Annotated in this window: 17 protein-coding genes; 6 read left to right on the top strand and 11 right to left on the bottom strand. The window is 63.7% G+C overall.

Annotated elements, in window-relative coordinates; all coding sequences use genetic code 11:
* Nucleotides 1–15 precede the first annotated feature (15 nt).
* Complete coding sequence (locus ACVWYP_RS33950; protein WP_304496323.1) at nucleotides 16–942, bottom strand: quinoprotein relay system zinc metallohydrolase 2; 927 nt, start codon at nucleotides 940–942, stop codon at nucleotides 16–18.
* 167 nt (nucleotides 943–1,109) lie between these two features.
* Here ACVWYP_RS33950 and ACVWYP_RS33945 point away from each other — a divergent pair, with 167 nt between their 5' ends.
* Complete coding sequence (locus tag ACVWYP_RS33945; RefSeq protein ID WP_304496322.1) at nucleotides 1,110–1,985, top strand: substrate-binding domain-containing protein; 876 nt, start codon at nucleotides 1,110–1,112, stop codon at nucleotides 1,983–1,985.
* Nucleotides 1,982–2,536 carry a PQQ-dependent catabolism-associated CXXCW motif protein gene (locus ACVWYP_RS33940; RefSeq protein ID WP_304496321.1) on the top strand — a complete coding sequence of 185 codons (555 nt, stop codon included), beginning with the start codon at nucleotides 1,982–1,984 and terminating at the stop codon, nucleotides 2,534–2,536. Before ACVWYP_RS33945 ends, ACVWYP_RS33940 begins: the two co-directional genes overlap by 4 nt.
* A 27-nt stretch (nucleotides 2,537–2,563) precedes the next feature.
* Here the strand turns inward: ACVWYP_RS33940 and ACVWYP_RS33935 are convergent, their stop codons facing one another.
* The 6 genes from ACVWYP_RS33935 to ACVWYP_RS33910 all read right to left on the bottom strand — a co-directional run bounded on the left by ACVWYP_RS33935 (nucleotide 2,564) and on the right by ACVWYP_RS33910 (nucleotide 7,444).
* Nucleotides 2,564–2,860, bottom strand: coding sequence for a copper-binding protein (locus ACVWYP_RS33935; RefSeq protein WP_304496320.1), 297 nt, complete (start codon nucleotides 2,858–2,860; stop codon nucleotides 2,564–2,566).
* Between the two features lie 142 nt (nucleotides 2,861–3,002).
* On the bottom strand, nucleotides 3,003–3,620 hold the full coding sequence (locus tag ACVWYP_RS33930) for a hypothetical protein (protein ID WP_304496319.1): 618 nt from the start codon (nucleotides 3,618–3,620) through the stop codon (nucleotides 3,003–3,005).
* Complete coding sequence (locus tag ACVWYP_RS33925; protein ID WP_304496318.1) at nucleotides 3,617–4,465, bottom strand: ABC transporter permease; 849 nt, start codon at nucleotides 4,463–4,465, stop codon at nucleotides 3,617–3,619. Before ACVWYP_RS33925 ends, ACVWYP_RS33930 begins: the two co-directional genes overlap by 4 nt.
* Nucleotides 4,462–5,283 carry an ABC transporter ATP-binding protein gene (locus ACVWYP_RS33920; RefSeq protein WP_304496317.1) on the bottom strand — a complete coding sequence of 274 codons (822 nt, stop codon included), beginning with the start codon at nucleotides 5,281–5,283 and terminating at the stop codon, nucleotides 4,462–4,464. Before ACVWYP_RS33920 ends, ACVWYP_RS33925 begins: the two co-directional genes overlap by 4 nt.
* On the bottom strand, nucleotides 5,280–6,257 hold the full coding sequence (locus tag ACVWYP_RS33915; protein ID WP_304496316.1) for a YVTN family beta-propeller repeat protein: 978 nt from the start codon (nucleotides 6,255–6,257) through the stop codon (nucleotides 5,280–5,282). Before ACVWYP_RS33915 ends, ACVWYP_RS33920 begins: the two co-directional genes overlap by 4 nt.
* A gap of 5 nt (nucleotides 6,258–6,262) precedes the next feature.
* Nucleotides 6,263–7,444, bottom strand: coding sequence for an ABC transporter substrate-binding protein (locus ACVWYP_RS33910; RefSeq protein ID WP_304496315.1), 1,182 nt, complete (start codon nucleotides 7,442–7,444; stop codon nucleotides 6,263–6,265).
* A 144-nt stretch (nucleotides 7,445–7,588) separates the two neighbouring features.
* On the opposite strand from ACVWYP_RS33910, the gene ACVWYP_RS33905 reads away from it, so the two are divergent.
* Nucleotides 7,589–8,104: a DUF3280 domain-containing protein gene (locus ACVWYP_RS33905; RefSeq protein WP_304496314.1), complete on the top strand. Its 516-nt coding sequence runs from the start codon at nucleotides 7,589–7,591 to the stop codon at nucleotides 8,102–8,104.
* Nucleotides 8,105–8,271: 167 nt separating this feature from the next.
* Here ACVWYP_RS33905 and fghA read toward each other — a convergent pair whose 3' ends face one another.
* Both fghA and ACVWYP_RS33895 read right to left on the bottom strand, forming a co-directional pair.
* Nucleotides 8,272–9,111, bottom strand: a complete 840-nt coding sequence (fghA, locus tag ACVWYP_RS33900) for an S-formylglutathione hydrolase (protein ID WP_304496313.1) — start codon at nucleotides 9,109–9,111, stop codon at nucleotides 8,272–8,274.
* Between the two features lie 30 nt (nucleotides 9,112–9,141).
* Nucleotides 9,142–9,762: a response regulator transcription factor gene (locus ACVWYP_RS33895; RefSeq protein ID WP_016847801.1), complete on the bottom strand. Its 621-nt coding sequence runs from the start codon at nucleotides 9,760–9,762 to the stop codon at nucleotides 9,142–9,144.
* Between the two features lie 181 nt (nucleotides 9,763–9,943).
* On the opposite strand from ACVWYP_RS33895, the gene ACVWYP_RS33890 reads away from it, so the two are divergent.
* A complete protein-coding gene (locus ACVWYP_RS33890) occupies nucleotides 9,944–11,308 on the top strand; it encodes a histidine kinase (protein WP_304496312.1) in 1,365 nt (454 codons plus the stop codon).
* Here ACVWYP_RS33890 and ACVWYP_RS33885 read toward each other — a convergent pair.
* Both ACVWYP_RS33885 and ACVWYP_RS33880 read right to left on the bottom strand, forming a co-directional pair.
* A complete protein-coding gene (locus ACVWYP_RS33885; RefSeq protein WP_304496311.1) occupies nucleotides 11,305–11,718 on the bottom strand; it encodes a YkvA family protein in 414 nt (137 codons plus the stop codon). The genes ACVWYP_RS33890 and ACVWYP_RS33885 overlap by 4 nt on opposite strands.
* 30 nt (nucleotides 11,719–11,748) lie before the next feature.
* Nucleotides 11,749–12,723 carry a helix-turn-helix domain-containing protein gene (locus ACVWYP_RS33880; RefSeq protein ID WP_016847804.1) on the bottom strand — a complete coding sequence of 325 codons (975 nt, stop codon included), beginning with the start codon at nucleotides 12,721–12,723 and terminating at the stop codon, nucleotides 11,749–11,751.
* 420 nt (nucleotides 12,724–13,143) lie between these two features.
* On the opposite strand from ACVWYP_RS33880, the gene xoxF5 reads away from it, so the two are divergent.
* Together xoxF5 and ACVWYP_RS33870 are read left to right on the top strand one after the other, a co-directional pair.
* Nucleotides 13,144–14,949 carry a lanthanide-dependent methanol dehydrogenase XoxF5 gene (gene xoxF5, locus ACVWYP_RS33875; protein ID WP_304496310.1) on the top strand — a complete coding sequence of 602 codons (1,806 nt, stop codon included), beginning with the start codon at nucleotides 13,144–13,146 and terminating at the stop codon, nucleotides 14,947–14,949.
* A gap of 122 nt (nucleotides 14,950–15,071) precedes the next feature.
* Nucleotides 15,072–15,554, top strand: a complete 483-nt coding sequence (locus ACVWYP_RS33870) for a c-type cytochrome, methanol metabolism-related (protein ID WP_304500346.1) — start codon at nucleotides 15,072–15,074, stop codon at nucleotides 15,552–15,554.
* Nucleotides 15,555–15,577: the final 23 nt, after the last annotated feature.

Here is a 15,577-nt window from a genome sequence, read left to right as displayed (position 1 = left end):
CTATAGGACGAACAGCTATTCCCATTCAATTTCCGAGAATGCTGCAGTTGCGTTGCGGGCGTTGTAATCGTCGAACAATTGCCAGCGCGGCCGCTCGGCGGCTGCGGCGTGCTCTGCCGCGGCCGTAATCGGCTTGCCGCTTGCGACCAGTGCGCGCACATCCGCGGCCAGCACCGCAAGATAACGGCGCTCGTCGGCAAGCGCTGCCGGCCACGCGCTCACGGGTCCGTGACCGGGAACCACGCGCTCGGCGGAGATCGCCGCGAGCTCGTCGAGCGCACGCAGCCAGCCCTTGAGGCTGCCGTCGACTACAGGAATATGGATGAGAAACACCATGTCGCCGGCGAACAAGGTCCTGGTTTGCTCGTCGAGGACCGTGAGGTCGTTGTCGCTATGGGCGGGCGGCCACGCCTTCAGGGTGAGGGCCCGTCCGCCGAGGTCGAGCTTCAGCGTGTCCGCGACCAGCACGGTCGGGGGGACGATCTTCACCTCGTCGATCAGCTCATCGCCCATGGTCCGGCGAAACCCGTCGAGGTAGAATTGCCCGCGCGCGGCCAGCGCGCGCGGCAGCGACTTGTGGCCGACGAAGCTGGTCCCGTCGCCGACGAAAGCCGCATTGCCGAAGCTGTGATCCGGATGCGCGTGGGTGTTGATCACGTAGCGGATCGGCTTGTCGGTACGGCTGCGGACCGCGGCGAGCAGTTGTCGTCCTTCGCGGACGCTGCCGCCGGTGTCGATGACGGCGACGGCGCTGTCGCCGATCACGAATCCCACATTGGCGATGGCGCCTTCGTTCTCGCGCGTCATCAACGCGGTGACCCCGGTGTGAACGAATATTCCGGGAGCGACTTCGCTTACAGGCAATTCCACCTCTTGCGCCCGCGCTATGGTCGGCGCCCAAAGCATCAGGAGCAGCGCAAGCACCGAACCGCCATGAGCCATGTTTCCGCCTCAGTTACTCCGGGACGCGCGATCGATGTCGTCGCGTTCCAGTTTGCGCTGCAGCAAGCAACGCGGCGTGGTCGCGATCATTATTCCTGTTGCACGTCATGGTGCGCCGGGCAATTGCTGGATGGCGGCGATCGATCCGATCAAGAGGAGACCGCGTAATGAGAATTGTCGGATGCCGTCCTGTTCTGCTCGCGCTTGTCGGCTTCATCACCTGTCTGGCCGGCACCGCGCGCGCGCAGGTCAACGACCAGGGCGAACTTTCCATCGAGCTCATCGATGCCCGCGTGCTGCGCATCTGTGCCGATCCCCGCAACCTGCCGTTCTCGAACGACAAGGGCGAGGGATTTGAGAACAAGATCGGCGAACTGCTGGCCGGGAAACTGCAAAAGAAGCTCGACTACATGTTCTTTCCGCAGGCGACCGGGTTCGTGCGGATGACGCTCGGCGCGCATCGCTGCGACGTGATCATGGGTTTTCCGCAAGGCGATGACCTCGCGCAAGGCACCAATCCCTATTACCGCACGGCCTATGCGATCGTCGCCAAGCCGGGCAGTGGGCTCGATGAGGTCACGACGCTCGAGGACGAGCGGCTGAAGGGCAAGCATATCGGCATCGTGGCGGGAACGCCGCCCGCGACCAACATGGCCATCAACGGCCTGATGACCAATGCGAAGCCTTATCCGCTGATGATCGATACGCGCTACGATTCGTCGGCCGAGGCGATGATGAACGATCTCGCCAAGGGTGAGATCGATGCCGGCATCCTGTGGGGGCCGATGGCGGGCTTTTACGCCAAGAAGGCCAACCCGCCGCTGCACATCACGCCGCTGGTCAAGGAGACCACGGGACCGAAGCTCATCTACCGCATCGGCATGGGCGTGCGGGCGTCCGACCAGAACTGGAAGCGCCAGCTCAATCGCCTGATCCAGGAGAACCAGCCCGAGATCAACAAGATCCTGCTTGACTACGGCGTCCCGCTGCTCGACGAGAACGACCGTCCAATCGGGCCGGAGACCGCGACCAAATCACCATGATCAGGCTCGCGGCCATGCTGGCGGTGATGTTCGTCGCCGCTTCGCCTGTCCGCGCGCAGGACCCACCCGCAGAGCCGGAGGGCTATCGCACCGAGGACTACCGCGCGCCGGTGCCGGTGACGCTTGCCGGCGCACGGGTGCTCACCACCGCGGAAGCGGAAGCAATCTGGCGCGACAAGTCCGCTGCCTTCGTCGACGTGCTGCCGCGCGCGCCGAAGCCAAATCTGCCCGCCGGCACGGTGTGGCGCGAACGGCCGCACCTCAACATTCCCGGCAGCATCTGGCTGCCCGACACCGGCTACGGCAAGCTCGCTGCGCCCACGGAGGATTATCTACGACGCGGGCTCGTCCGCGCCTCAGGCGGCAAGGCGACCAGATTGCTCGTGATCTACTGCCAGGAGAATTGCTGGATGTCATGGAACGCCGCCAAGCGCGTGCTGTCCTACGGCTACCGCAACGTGGCCTGGTATCCGGAGGGAACCGACGGCTGGGACCGTGCCAAATTGCCGCTGGCGGATGCAGAGCCCGAGCCGCGCGAGGGCGAGCAATGAGCCCGCCCCCAACGCGCCACCCGGGCGTTACTTCTGCTTGTCGAGCTTGTTGATGGTCTTGCCGCCATCGCTGTCCGTTGTAGTGAACGTGACCTTGTCACCGGCGTGGAAGGCCTCCAGCGATTGTCCCTTGGGCACCTTGTATTCCTGGATCGCGCCGGCGGACGCGCCCACCGTGCCGCTTTGCGTCTGCTGGATCGAGATGGTTCCACTCAGTCTGTCAATCTTGGTGACCATTCCCGACATGGATTGCTGGGCCAAAGCCGCTGAGGTGACCAGGCTCGCGGCGGCAAGGCTGGTCATGACGATCTTGGCTGCTTTCATGGAGGTCTCCCAACTTCAGATATAGTTGGAGACAACGAGCGGGCAGCGATGTTTGTTCCGGATCGGCGTGGCCCAAAAGATTGTTACCCAAGAGATCGTCAAAGCGGCGCGTTAACGATCCCGGGACGATCGGTCGCAGGCCTCAATCGAGCTCCTGCTGGATGGTGCGGCCGAGCGCGAACAGCCGCTGATCGATGGCGGTCGGCACCTCGCAGACGAATTTCACCACGCGCCCGCGGTCCTCGAAGATGCGGGTCTCCCAGACCAGCTGATTGCCGAGATCGTCGACCTTGGCCTGGTCCGGCGGCGTCGCGTCCTGCAGCGCCTGCAGCTTGAGCGTGTCGTCGCGGATCCTCTCCGCGGCCTCGCGCTGCTTGCGCATCACGCGCTCGAGCCCGTTCATGACCGAGGCGCGCTGTCCGTTGAGCAGATCGAACAGGCCCGCGAACAGCAGCTTTCCCGCATTGGCCTTGTCGGCCGCAGCAGCTGACAAGAATTCGGTGATCTCCTTCTGCGCCTCCTCCAGCGGGACGCGGCGTGCCGCGAGCTTGATCGCGAGCGCGCTGACTTTCGGGTCGTCCTTCCACTTGGTCTCGGCATCGCCGAGCGGCGGCCCGGCCCAGACCGCGGCGAGCGAGATCTCGGGCACCTTGGCCTGCTGGCAGGGCCAGTCCGGATAGCGCGGGTCGGCAGCCGATGCGACCTGGTTCGACAGAACCATCGCGAGTAGCGCGCCAAGTCCTGTTCGCCAGCCTGTCATGCCTCGCCTCCGCCGGGTCCGCGGCGCACCAGGCCGCGCGATGGATCGTAAGCCAGGATTGCGCCGATCATGAAGACGACGGTGCAGCCGCCGACCACCGCGAGCGAAACCCAGTTCATCTTGCCGTACAGCGCAAACCGGATCAGCTCCACCGCATGCGTGAACGGATTGCACTGGCAGATATAATACAGCATCGGGCTGCCTTCCTGCACGCGCCACAGCGGGTAGAGGGCTGACGATGCGAAGAACATCGGGAAGATCACAAAGTTCATCACGCCGGCGAAATTTTCCAGCTGCTTGATGCTGGCCGAGATCAGCATGCCCAGTGCGCCGAGCATCAGGCCCGACAGCACCAGCGCCGGAAGCACGGTGAGGTAGCCGATCGTCGGCGGCGCGATGTCCCAGAACCACGCGATGACAAGGAAGGCATAGACCTGGAGCAGCGACACCGCCGTGCCGGCGAGCAGCTTGCAGAACAAGAGATAGCCGCGCGGCAGCGGGCTGACCAGCAGTGTGCGCATATTGCCCATCTCGCGGTCATAGACCATCGACAGCGAGGATTGCATGCCGTTGAAGAGCTGGATCATCGCCATCAGCCCGGGCGCGATATAGACCTCGTAGAGGATGTAGGTCTCGTAGGGCGGGATGATCGAGATGCCGAGCACCTGCCGGAAGCCGGCCGCGAAGATGAACAGCCAGACCAGCGGCCTGACCAGCGCCGACACGAAGCGCTCGCGCTGATGCAGGAAACGCAGCGCCTCGCGCCACACGATGCCGTTCAGGCAGACGATGTATTCCGACAGCGAGAAGCCGCTTCGCTCAGGCGCAACCGTCGTGCTGGTCATGACGGCGGTCTCCCCGCGAGTGTTGCCGTTCCGGTCAGCCGCATGAACGCGGTATTGACGTCCTGGGCGCCTGCGTCCGCGATCACGCGCGACACCGGGCCGTGCGCCAGCATTCGGCCCTGATGCAGCACGACGAGGTCGTCGTTTGGCATGATCTCGTCGAACAGATGCGTCGCCCAGAGCACGCCGATGCCCTGTTCGGTGACGAGCTGCCGGACATGGTCGAGAATGTCGGCGCGCGCCTTGACGTCGAGCCCGACCGTGGCCTCGTCGAGCAGCAGCAACCGGGGCCGGTGCAGCAGCGCGCGGGCGATCTCAAGCCTTCGCATCTGCCCGCCCGAGAGATCTCGCACCTTGCTGGCGGCGCGGTCGGCAAGCCCGATGCGGCCGAGCACCTCGGCGCTGCGCAGCCGCGCCTCGCGCCGCGAGATGCCGTGCAGCGCGGCGTGATACAGCAGGTTCTGCGTCAGCGAGAGATCGAGATCGAGCGTGCGCGGCTGGAACACGACGCCCATCAGCCGCAGCGCTTCACCCGGCGTCCGGCTGATGTCGTGGCCGAATATCTTGATCTGGCCGTTCTGGATGCCGAACAACCGCGTCACCAGCGAGAACAGCGTGCTCTTGCCGGCACCATTGAGGCCCAGCAGCGCGGTGAAGCTCGCAGGCTGGACCGTGAAACTGACATCGATCAGGGCGCGGCGCGGACCGTAGCTGTGGCTGACATTGCCGATCGACAGCGCCGGCTGCACGACCGCGGCGGTTGCAGGGCCTGCATCCGGCGAGGGCTGGCTCGCGATATGGGCGTCGGTTGCGGTCATGGCTGCGCGATCGTGATCCCCCAGGGCAGTTCGCCGACCTGAATGGTCTTGATCACCTTCTGGGATGCGACGTCGATCACCGAGACATCGTTGGAGACGCCGTTGGTGACCAGCAAATATTTTTCGTCCGGGGTGAAATCCATGTGCCAGACCCGCTGGCCGACCAGGAGATATTTGAGGACCTTGTGGGTCACCCCGTCGACGACCGCGACGCGGTTGGCGGGGCCGAGCGCAATGAATGCAGTCTTGCCGTCCTTGGTCATGCCGATGCCGACAGGCTGGATCGCTTCGTTGCGCAGACCCGGAATTTCAAAGGTGATCTTGCCGGTCACCTCGCGCTTGACCGGATCGATGATCGACACCGTGCCGCCGATCTCGGAGGAGACCCACAATTCGGAGCCGTCGCGCTTGAACTGGGCAAAGCGCGGCCGCGAATCCACCAGCACATTGGCGACGATCTGGCGCGTCGATGTGTCGATGAAATGCGCCATGTTGGTGGTCTCGGAGGTGTTGATCAGGATCTTGCCGTCCGGGCTGATCGTCATGCCCTCGGGCTCGACGCCGACCTGGATGTCGCCGATCCGGGCGCGCTTTTCGAGATCGATCACGGTCACCGTGTTGTCGTTCTCGTTGGCGACATACATGGTCTTGCCGGCGGCATCCTGGGTGAACAATTCAGGGTCGGGACCGGAGGGCAGGGTGTCGACGATCTCCTGGGTCTTGGTATCGATCACCTGAATCGTGTCGTCGTCGCCGACCGCGACCATCACGAACTTGCCGTCGCGCGAGAACTCGATGCCGCGCGGCCGCTGGCCGACCTTGATGGTTTTGGTCACCGTCCAGCTGTTGGTGTCGATCACCGTGACGGTGTTGCCCTTCTCGTTGGAGACGTAGGCAACGAAGGCGGACGCCGGTGTCGCGGCAAGCCAAACGAGCATCCCGGTCAACAGACAGCGGCGCCACATGCGTTTCATCTCCCTCACTGCAGCTTGCACTTCGTTTCAGGCCGGTCAACTCCGAGCGTGTCGAGTTCGGAGACCTGATGCAGGAAACCTTCCTGCGGCGAGACCGAAACGACCATACGACCATCGGCCAGCAGGATCGGTTGGCGGAGCTGCAGATTCCAGTCTCGCAGGGTCAATCGCGTGCCCTTGAAAGCGGCAATCGAGAAATCCTTGCCCTTGAGGAAGGCGATGACCTTCTTGGGGTCCCCCGAATTGGTGCGCGATGTGGCTTCGCCGATCATGCGCGCGGCGGTCCAGGCCTGCATGTCGAGCGCCGTCATGCGGCGCATGTTCAGCTTGACGAAGCGGTTCTGGATCTGGACCGCGCCCCACTGGTCATGCGCCGCATCCCAGCTGGTCGGCACGAGGCCCGCGGAGCCGGCCACCGGGCGCGGGTCCCAGGTGCGGTACGGCAGATAGTTCGCGAACACTTCGCTCTCGTCGGCTGCGACCAGCACGTCGTAAGCCGGCGCCTGCTGCGTGAACACCGGCATCTGGCGCTGGATCAAGGTCACGCCGCTGTCGGTGCGGCGCGCACCGCCGGTGTCTTCGAAGGTCCGTTCCTGGACGATCTTGGCGCCGAAACGGGTGGCGGCGCGGCGCAGCGCGTCGGCGTAAAGCTTGTCCTGATCATGCGAGCCGACCACCAGCAGCCAGCGTTTCCACTGCTTCCACACCAGATACTGGCCAAGCGCGTCCGCCAGCATCGAGCGGGTCGGTGCGATGTGGATGACGTTGGCGCGGCAGTCCTGCTCGCGCAGCCGATCGTCGATCGCGCCGGCGTTCAGCAGCACGGTGCCGCGGTCGCGCAGCGCGTCGGCGACCTTGAGCAGGGCATCGGCCGGCAGGTCAGTGATGATATAGTCGTTGCGGCCGGCAAGATCGGTCGCGACCTTGGCGACATCGTCGCTGTCCTTGACCTTGACCTCGTCGAGCACGAAGCGCTGGTTGAGGAATTTCCCGGTTGTATTGTTGTCCTCGATCGCAAGGCGCGCGCCGGCGATACCGTCATTGTCGGCGGGCTGCTCGATCAGCGAGAGCGTCGATTTGACGCCGGTATGGCCGAGATAGCCGATATGAACCTCGACGGGATCAGCCGCCAGCGCGCCGGTCGCCACCATGCTGAGCGCGATCGTGCCGATCAGCCATCGCAACATAACTCCTCCCGCAGTCTTTTTCACTCGGCATGGCCTTCGGAAATCCGGCTTCCATGCTGTTGACTTGCAAGATGCCGGAATTGGCCTAGCTTGCAACCCCGCTTTTTGTCGTTGCGACGTTACAAATTCGATTGGTTCACAATCATGAGATCGGCGCTTGGCGTCGTCATATCTTTGCTGGTGATGTCTGCGGCGGCGCGCGCCGAACCGCCCAAGCTCGCGGTGTTCGACCTCGAGATGATCGACACCAGCCTGCAGGGCGAAGTGAGCGGGCCGCGCGCTGATGAGCAGGCGCGCCTGCTCCGGGCCGGCGACCAGGTGCGCAAGGAGCTCGCGGACTCAGGCAAGTTCCGCGTGCTCGACATCGCCCCCGTCAATGCTGCGGCGCATGGCAGCAATCTTCAGGCATGTGGCGGCTGCGATGTGAAGCTGGCCGGCGAGCTGGGCGCTGATCTCGTGATGACGGGCGTGGTGCAGAAGGTCTCCAACCTCATCCTCAACATCAATCTCTATCTGCGCGACGTCCATAGCGGGCAATTGCTGGCAGCGGCGAGCGCCGACATGCGCGGCAATACCGACGAATCCTGGTCGCGGGCTACCGACTACCTCGTGCGCAATCGCCTGCTCGCGCCGAACTACGGCGCGCCGCAGGCGCGGTAGCCTGCGCTCACGAATGGACCTCCGTCATCCTGAGGTGCGAGCGGAGCGAGCCTCGAAGGATGAATCGGCCCGGTTACAGCCACACGCAGAAATTCGGGCCGTGCATCCTTCGAGACGGCCGCTTCGCGGCCTCCTCAGGATGACGGGTTGAACGGACTGCGTGACGCTCAAGCCTTCAGCCGCGCGGCGTGCCAGCGCAGCTGATCGGCCATGAAGGTCGAGATGAAGTAGTAGCTGTGGTCGTAGCCCGGCTGACGCCGCAGGGTGAGGGGGATGTTGGCCTTCTCGCATGCCGCTTTCAGGAGTTCGGGCCGCAGCTGTTCGGTGAGAAAGCCGTCGGCATCGCCGTAATCGACCAGCAGATCGGAGAAGCGGGCGCCGTCCTCGATCAGCGCTACCGCGTCGTGCTTGCGCCACGACTGCTTGTTGCTGCCGAGATAGCCGCCGAGCGCCTTGTTGCCCCATGGCACCTGCGACGGCGCCACGATCGGCGCAAACGCGCTCGCCGCCCGATAACGATCGGGATAGCGCAGTGCCACCGTCAGCGCGCCATGGCCGCCCATGGAGTGACCGAGGATTGACTGCCGCGTCGTGTCGACCGGGAACTGGTCGGCGATCAGCTTGGGCAATTCCTCGGTGACGTAGCTCCACATCCGATAATTGGTCGCGAACGGCTGCTCCGTCGCATCGACATAGAAGCCCGCGCCTAGTCCGAAATCGTATGAATTGGCGGGATCACCGGGGACGCCTTCGCCGCGCGGACTGGTGTCGGGTGCGACGAAGATCAGGCCGAGCTCGGCGCACGCCTGGCGGAATTCGCCTTTCTCGGTGACGTTGGCGTGGGTGCAAGTCAGGCCCGACAGATAGGTGACGACGGGCAGCTTGGTGCCGGCTGCATGCTCAGGGACGAACACCGAGAAGGTCATGTCGGTCTTGGTCTCGCGGCTCGGATGCCGATAGACGCCTTGCGTGCCGCCATGCGACTTGTTCTGGGAAACCGTCTGCATTGTCGTATTCCTCTTGGTTGGAGCGCTGCGTCAGGCGACGCCGCTCTCGATCGCCAGCCGCACCAGCTCTGCCGAAGTGCGCACGCCAAGCTTCTGGCGCATGATCGATGACGTGTTTGCGACCGTCTTGTATGACGAATGCACCAGCCAGGCGATCTCCGACAGGCTCTTGCCTGAACTGAGCAGGCGCAGAATCTCCATCTCGCGCGAAGTGAGCTTGGAGAGTGGATTTTGCGCAAAACCCGGCCGCGCGAACGCCACGTTGCGCGCGATCGCCGGCGGCAGATAGACGCCGCCATTGCCGACCTCGCGCACCGCTTCCACCAGATCGTTGGGATCGCCAGTCTTCGAAACGTAGCCCTTGGCGCCGATGTCGATGGCGCGGGCGGCGAACACCGGGTCGTCGTTCATGCTGAACATGATGAGGCGCGCAGATGCATCATGCGTCAGGATGCGGCGCGCCAGCTCGAAGCCGGAGACCGTCGGCAGGTTGATGTCGATCACGCAGAGATCGGGCTTCTCCGCGACGAACGCCCGTTCGCCGCTTTCGGCATCGGCCGCTTCCAGCAACGTGATCTCGGGATCGTCGGCAAACACCGTGCGGCAGCCGGAGGCAACGATTGGATGATCGTCAACGATCAGAATGCGCATGGCGTTGTTCCGGCGACCTGCTTCGATTCACTCATCATCACATCGGTTTGCGCGAAGGACAGGTCGGTTCCGACCGGTTGTGCACCTCGTGCGAGATTGCGATAGGGTGCGATTAGATAGCCGGGCAAATTTGGCTGTCAACGATCCTCTCGGAGGAGGGATCGCGGTCGGGGGCAACGTCATGTGGCAAAAGCTATCCTTGCGCGCGCGGATCAACCTGCTGCTGGCGCTGATCCTGGCGCTTGGCCTCGGCATCAATATTGCGCGGCTCGTGCTGGAAGCGGGACCGCGTGTCCAGGCCGAGGACCAGAGCGTGATCCGCCTGGCGCGCGAATTCGTTGCGACGATCGTGGCGGGTCTCGACGAGGCGCCGGATCCCGATGCGAGGCTCGACCAGATCGTCCAGGACCTGAGCCGGCTGCGTCATGTCAGCATCACGCGGCAGGATGGCGCGACCGCAAAATCTCCTGATCGCCCCGAGGACGCCGGTGATCCGCGCGCTCCGCCGCAGTGGTTCGTCGCGCTGGTCCATCCCGAGCAGACTTCGGTGCGGGTGCCGATCTCGGTGCACGGCAAGCCGCAATCGCTGGTCATCACCTCGCATCCCGACGACGAAATCGCCGAGATCTGGGACGGCATCGTCACCCAGCTCGAGGTCGGCTCCGCAATCGCAGTCGCGCTGCTTCTGGTCACCATGCTGGTGGTCGGCCGCGCGCTGGCGCCGCTGGAGGCATTGTCGCAGGCCATGACCGGCATCGAGGCCGGGGACTACGATGCACGCGTCGAGCCCGGCGGATCGCCGGAATTGGCCGCGATCTGTGCCAAACTGAACCATTTGGCGGCGACCCTTGGCGACGCCGTGGAGGGCAAGCGGCAGCTCGCCGAGCGCGCGGTCTCGGTGCAGGATTCCGAGCGCAAGGAGATCGCGCGCGAATTGCACGATGAGTTCGGGCCCTATCTGTTTGCCCTGCGCGCGCATGCCGGCGCGCTGACCCGGCTGTCGGAAGTCGAACGGCCGGACCCTGCGGCATTGCGCAAGCACGGCAACGCCATCCTCGAGCAGGTCAACGCGCTCCAGCAGTTCACGCGCCGGATTCTGGAGCGCTTGCGGCCGGTCGGACTGGCCGAACTCGGGCTTGCGGAAGCGCTCGGCGCGCTGGTTCGGCTATGGAGCGAAACCCACCCGGAGGTGGAGATCGAGAGCCGCATCTCGCCGGCGCTCGGCGATACCGGCGAGATGGCCGACCTCACGATTTATCGCATCGTCCAGGAAGCGCTCACCAACGTGTTCCGCCATGCTGGTGCGACGGCGGTCGATATCACGATCGAACCGGTGGAACGGCAGGCCGGCCTCCGCGGCAGCCGCGACTGTGCGCTGGTGCGGGTTCGTGACAACGGCCGCGGCCTGCTGAGGGATCACAGGCTTGGTCGCGGTTTGACCGGGATGCAGGAGCGGATCCTCGCGCTCGGCGGCACGCTTAACATCAATTCCAGCGATGACGGCGTGACGGTCGAGGCGCTCGTGCCAAAGGCCGCACGGTCCTAGACGATTGGCAGTCGCCAGTATCTGAAAGCCGCCCAAGCCAGCGCCGCTGCGCCGGCGATCCAGAGCACGACGATCGCGATCATTCCCGCCCGGCTGGTCGGACGCTGCAAGACGGCGCTCGCCTTGGCACGGCATTCCGTCATCACCTCGTCCGGCACGAGCGAGATCGCGAGCCAGATGCCGAGCGGCAGCAGGATCAGATCGTCGAGATAGCCGATCACCGGAATGAAATCCGGGATCAGATCGATGGGAGACAGTGCATAGGCCGCGACGGCGACGGCAAGGGCCTTGGCATACCATGGCACACGCGGATCACGCGATGCGAGATACAGCGCAACGCTGTCCCGTTTGAGGTTGCGTGCCCAAACCTTGATCGAGGACAGCTTGATTGGGGAAAGTGCGGACGGCATGGCTCAACGCCTGCACGTCGGCTGGAACCGCTATTCGAGCACCACATCGGCCGGCATACCGCCGTGCAGGCCCTTGTGGACGGAGGAGGGCGCGATGCCGAAATACTTCCGGAAGACGCGGCTGAAATGCGACGAGCTCGAGAAGCCCCAGGAGAACGCGACGTCGGTGATGGTCTTGCCGTTCTGGGACTCCAGCTCCTGCCGGCAATTCTGCAGCCGGGCCTTCCAGATGTAGTCGCTGACCGTCATGCCGCGATCGCTGAACAGCATGTGCAGATAGCGCTTCGAACAGCCGAGCGCCGCCGAAATGCGGTCGATGCAGAGATCCGGATCGCGCAGATGCTCGCGGATGAAGCCCTGGGCCCGCACATAGGTGGCCTCGGCGCTGCCGCGGTCGAACATGGCGCCGGTCTCGCGCAGCGGCAACAGCAGCAAGTCGATCAGCGCATCGGCCACGCCGACGGCGTTGACCGGCGTCAGCGTCGGTGCCTCGCCGAAGGCGGCATGGACGAAATCATAGGCGATGCGGCCGGTGCCGTTGCGCGCCGACAGCTTGCACGGCGCCATCTTGGAGAGCTGGAAGCCGCGCTCCTTGAGCAAGTCTTTTGGAACGATGACAACCTCGTGCCGCGTCAGCGACGGGCTGATGATGGTGTGCGGACACGACACGTCGTAGGCGAAGCAGTCGCCCGGCATGATGTCGAAGTGCAGGCCGTCCTGCTCGAAATGCGAGACGCCGTGGGTCTGGAACACGATCTTGATGTAGGGGTGCTCGCTCAGCTTGATGCGCGAGATGGTGTGCGCGATGCGGTGCTGGCTTGCCTCGATCTGGCACAGCTTCAGGCGCGATACCGTCGTGAAATTGACCCGGGCTTCGAGCGAGGATCCCTCCAGCGCATCGACGTCGAACTGGCCGCAAAGGTCGGTGAGCGCATCCGACCAGCGCTGGATCTGCCGCTTGGGCGTCAATCCGTTCGTGCTGAGAGAATGGACTGTATCGGACATCTTTCCAGCCACCGATTCGATCCCCACGTGACTGCTCACCGAGCTTAAGTCTGGCCCGGGATGATGCGCCTTCTCCCTGATTCTGAATAGCTTAGGGAGGCGGCGGGATTTCTTCCCGGTTAATGTCGGGTGATCCTCCGACTTAGTTCTGGGCTCGTCAAGCGCAACCTTAGCACGCGTCAATCTGGCATCCGGATCGCGCCGGCCGCGATTGATGCCCTGCAACATGAAGCAAGCTTTCCAGCTAATTCAGGGCCGGTCGACAAAAATCTGACGAAGCTTCGCTTTTGAGCAAACGGCTCTTCTCTTTTGGGCAAGTCAGCGTGCTTCGAGAGGACTACGACTGGGGTACCAAAATGGAAGAAGTGGGGCCGTTTCGGCGGAAACCCTTGAGCTCTTGAACCTGGGAGGAAATCCACGATGCGCAAGATGCTTTACGCGACCGGCCTTGGGGCAATGGCGGTATTTGCCGTCGGAGCTGCCAACGCCAATGACGAACTCCACAAGATGTCGCAGAACCCGAAAGACTGGGTGATGCCGGCCGGAGACTACGCCAATCAGCGTTACTCCAAGCTGAATCAGATCAACGCCTCGAACGTCGGAAAGTTGCAGGTCGCCTGGACGTTCTCGACCGGCGTGCTGCGCGGCCACGAGGGTGGCCCGCTGATCATCGGCAACATCATGTACGTCCATACCCCGTTCCCAAACAAGGTCTATGCTCTTGACCTTTCGCAGGACAACAAGATCGTCTGGAAGTACGAACCGAAGCAGGATCCGAACGTCATTCCGGTGATGTGCTGCGACACGGTCAACCGCGGCGTTGCCTATGGCGACGGCAAGATCTTCCTGCACCAGGCCGACACCACGCTGGTGGCGCTCGATGCCAAGACCGGCAAGGTGGAATGGACGGTGAAGAACGGCGATCCCAGCAAGGGCTCGACCGGCACCTCCGCGCCGCTGGTGGTCAAGGACAAGGTGCTGCTCGGCATTTCCGGCGGTGAGTTCGGCGTCCAGGCTCATGTGACCGCTTACGACATCAAGACCGGCAAGCAGGTCTGGCGCGGCTACTCGGAAGGTCCGGATGACCAGCTTCTGGTCGACGACAAGACCACCGAGCTTGGCAAGCCGATCGGCAAGGACTCGAGCCTGAAGACTTGGCAGGGCGATCAATGGAAGATCGGCGGCGGCGCGACCTGGGGCTGGATCTCCTATGATCCCGAACTGAACCTCGTCTATTACGGGTCGGGCAATCCCTCGACCTGGAATCCGAAGCAGCGTCCCGGCGACAACAAGTGGTCGATGACGATCTGGGCGCGTAACCCGGATACCGGCGTTGCCAAGTGGGTCTACCAGATGACGCCCCATGACGAATGGGACTATGACGGCGTCAACGAGATGATCCTCTCGGATCAGTCGATCGACGGCAAGGCGCGCAAGCTGCTGACGCACTTCGACCGTAACGGCCTCGGCTACACCCTCGATCGCACCACCGGCGAACTGCTGGTCGCCGAGAAGTACGATCCGAAGGTGAACTGGACCTCCGGCGTCGACATGAAGAAGGACTCGCCGACCTATGGTCGTCCGAAGGTTCTTGATGCCGCGTCGACCGACAAGGCCGGCGAGGACGTCAACGTCAAGGGCATCTGCCCGGCCGCGCTCGGCTCGAAGGACGAGCAGCCGGCAGCCTACTCGCCGGACACGCAACTGTTCTACGTGCCGACCAACCACGTCTGCATGGACTACGAGCCGTTCAAGGTGAGCTACACCGCAGGTCAGCCCTATGTCGGCGCGACGCTGTCGATGTATCCGCCTCCCGGTGAGACCAACATGGGCAACTTCATCGCCTGGGACGGCAAGACGGGCAAGATCGTGTGGTCGAACAAGGAGCAGTTCTCGGTCTGGTCGGGTGCGCTCGCGACCGCCGGCGGCGTGGTGTTCTACGGCACGCTGGAAGGCTACCTGAAGGCTGTCGATGCCAAGACGGGCAAGGAGCTCTACAAGTTCAAGACCCCGTCCGGCATCATCGGCAACGTCACCACCTATGAGCATGCCGGCAAGCAGTACGTCGCCATTCTGTCGGGTGTTGGCGGTTGGGCAGGCATCGGCCTCGCGGCCGGTCTGACTGATCCGACGGCCGGTCTCGGCGCAGTCGGCGGCTATGCCGCGCTGAGCAACTACACCGCGCTCGGCGGAACGCTCACCGTGTTCTCGCTGCCGCAGCAGTGAGCTGAGCAACCTCGTTCCGGCGCATGGGCGATCTCCATGCGCCGGTCCGTCTTCAATCTGCACGCGAGGATATGCTTTTGCGTAAGATCTGGTTTGTGAGTGCTGCGATCTTTGTCGTGGCAATGGGAGGAGTCGCCTCCGCCGAGGACGCTGGCGACCCGACCGCCGTCAAGTCCGAAGACGGCAAGTATCTCGACAAGGATGGAAACCCGACGTTCAAGGTCGCGCCCGACGGCACGACGGACTGGTACACCTACTCCGGCTACCGCCGCTATCATTCGGAGTGCCACGTCTGCCACGGTCCCGACGGAATGGGATCGACCTACGCTCCGGCGCTGGCGAATTCGCTGAAGACCATGACCTATCCGGATTTCATGGGCGTGGTCGCGAGCGGGCGCAAGAACGTCTCGACGGCGCAGGAAAACGTCATGCCGGCATTCGGCGATAACCCGAACGTTGCCTGCTACATGGACGACCTCTATGTCTACCTGCGCGCCCGCGCCAATGATGCGGTTGGGCGTGTTCGGCCGGCCAAGCACGAAGACAAGTCGGAAGCCTATGGAAAGGCGGAAGACGCCTGCATGGGCCACAACGACAAGAAGTGAGCGTGTCCGGCGCGAATGAGAAA

The organism is Bradyrhizobium sp. USDA 3262, from assembly GCF_054060035.1.
The sequence above is the reverse complement of the archived record's forward strand: the minus strand, read 5'-3'. Positions and strand labels throughout refer to the sequence as shown.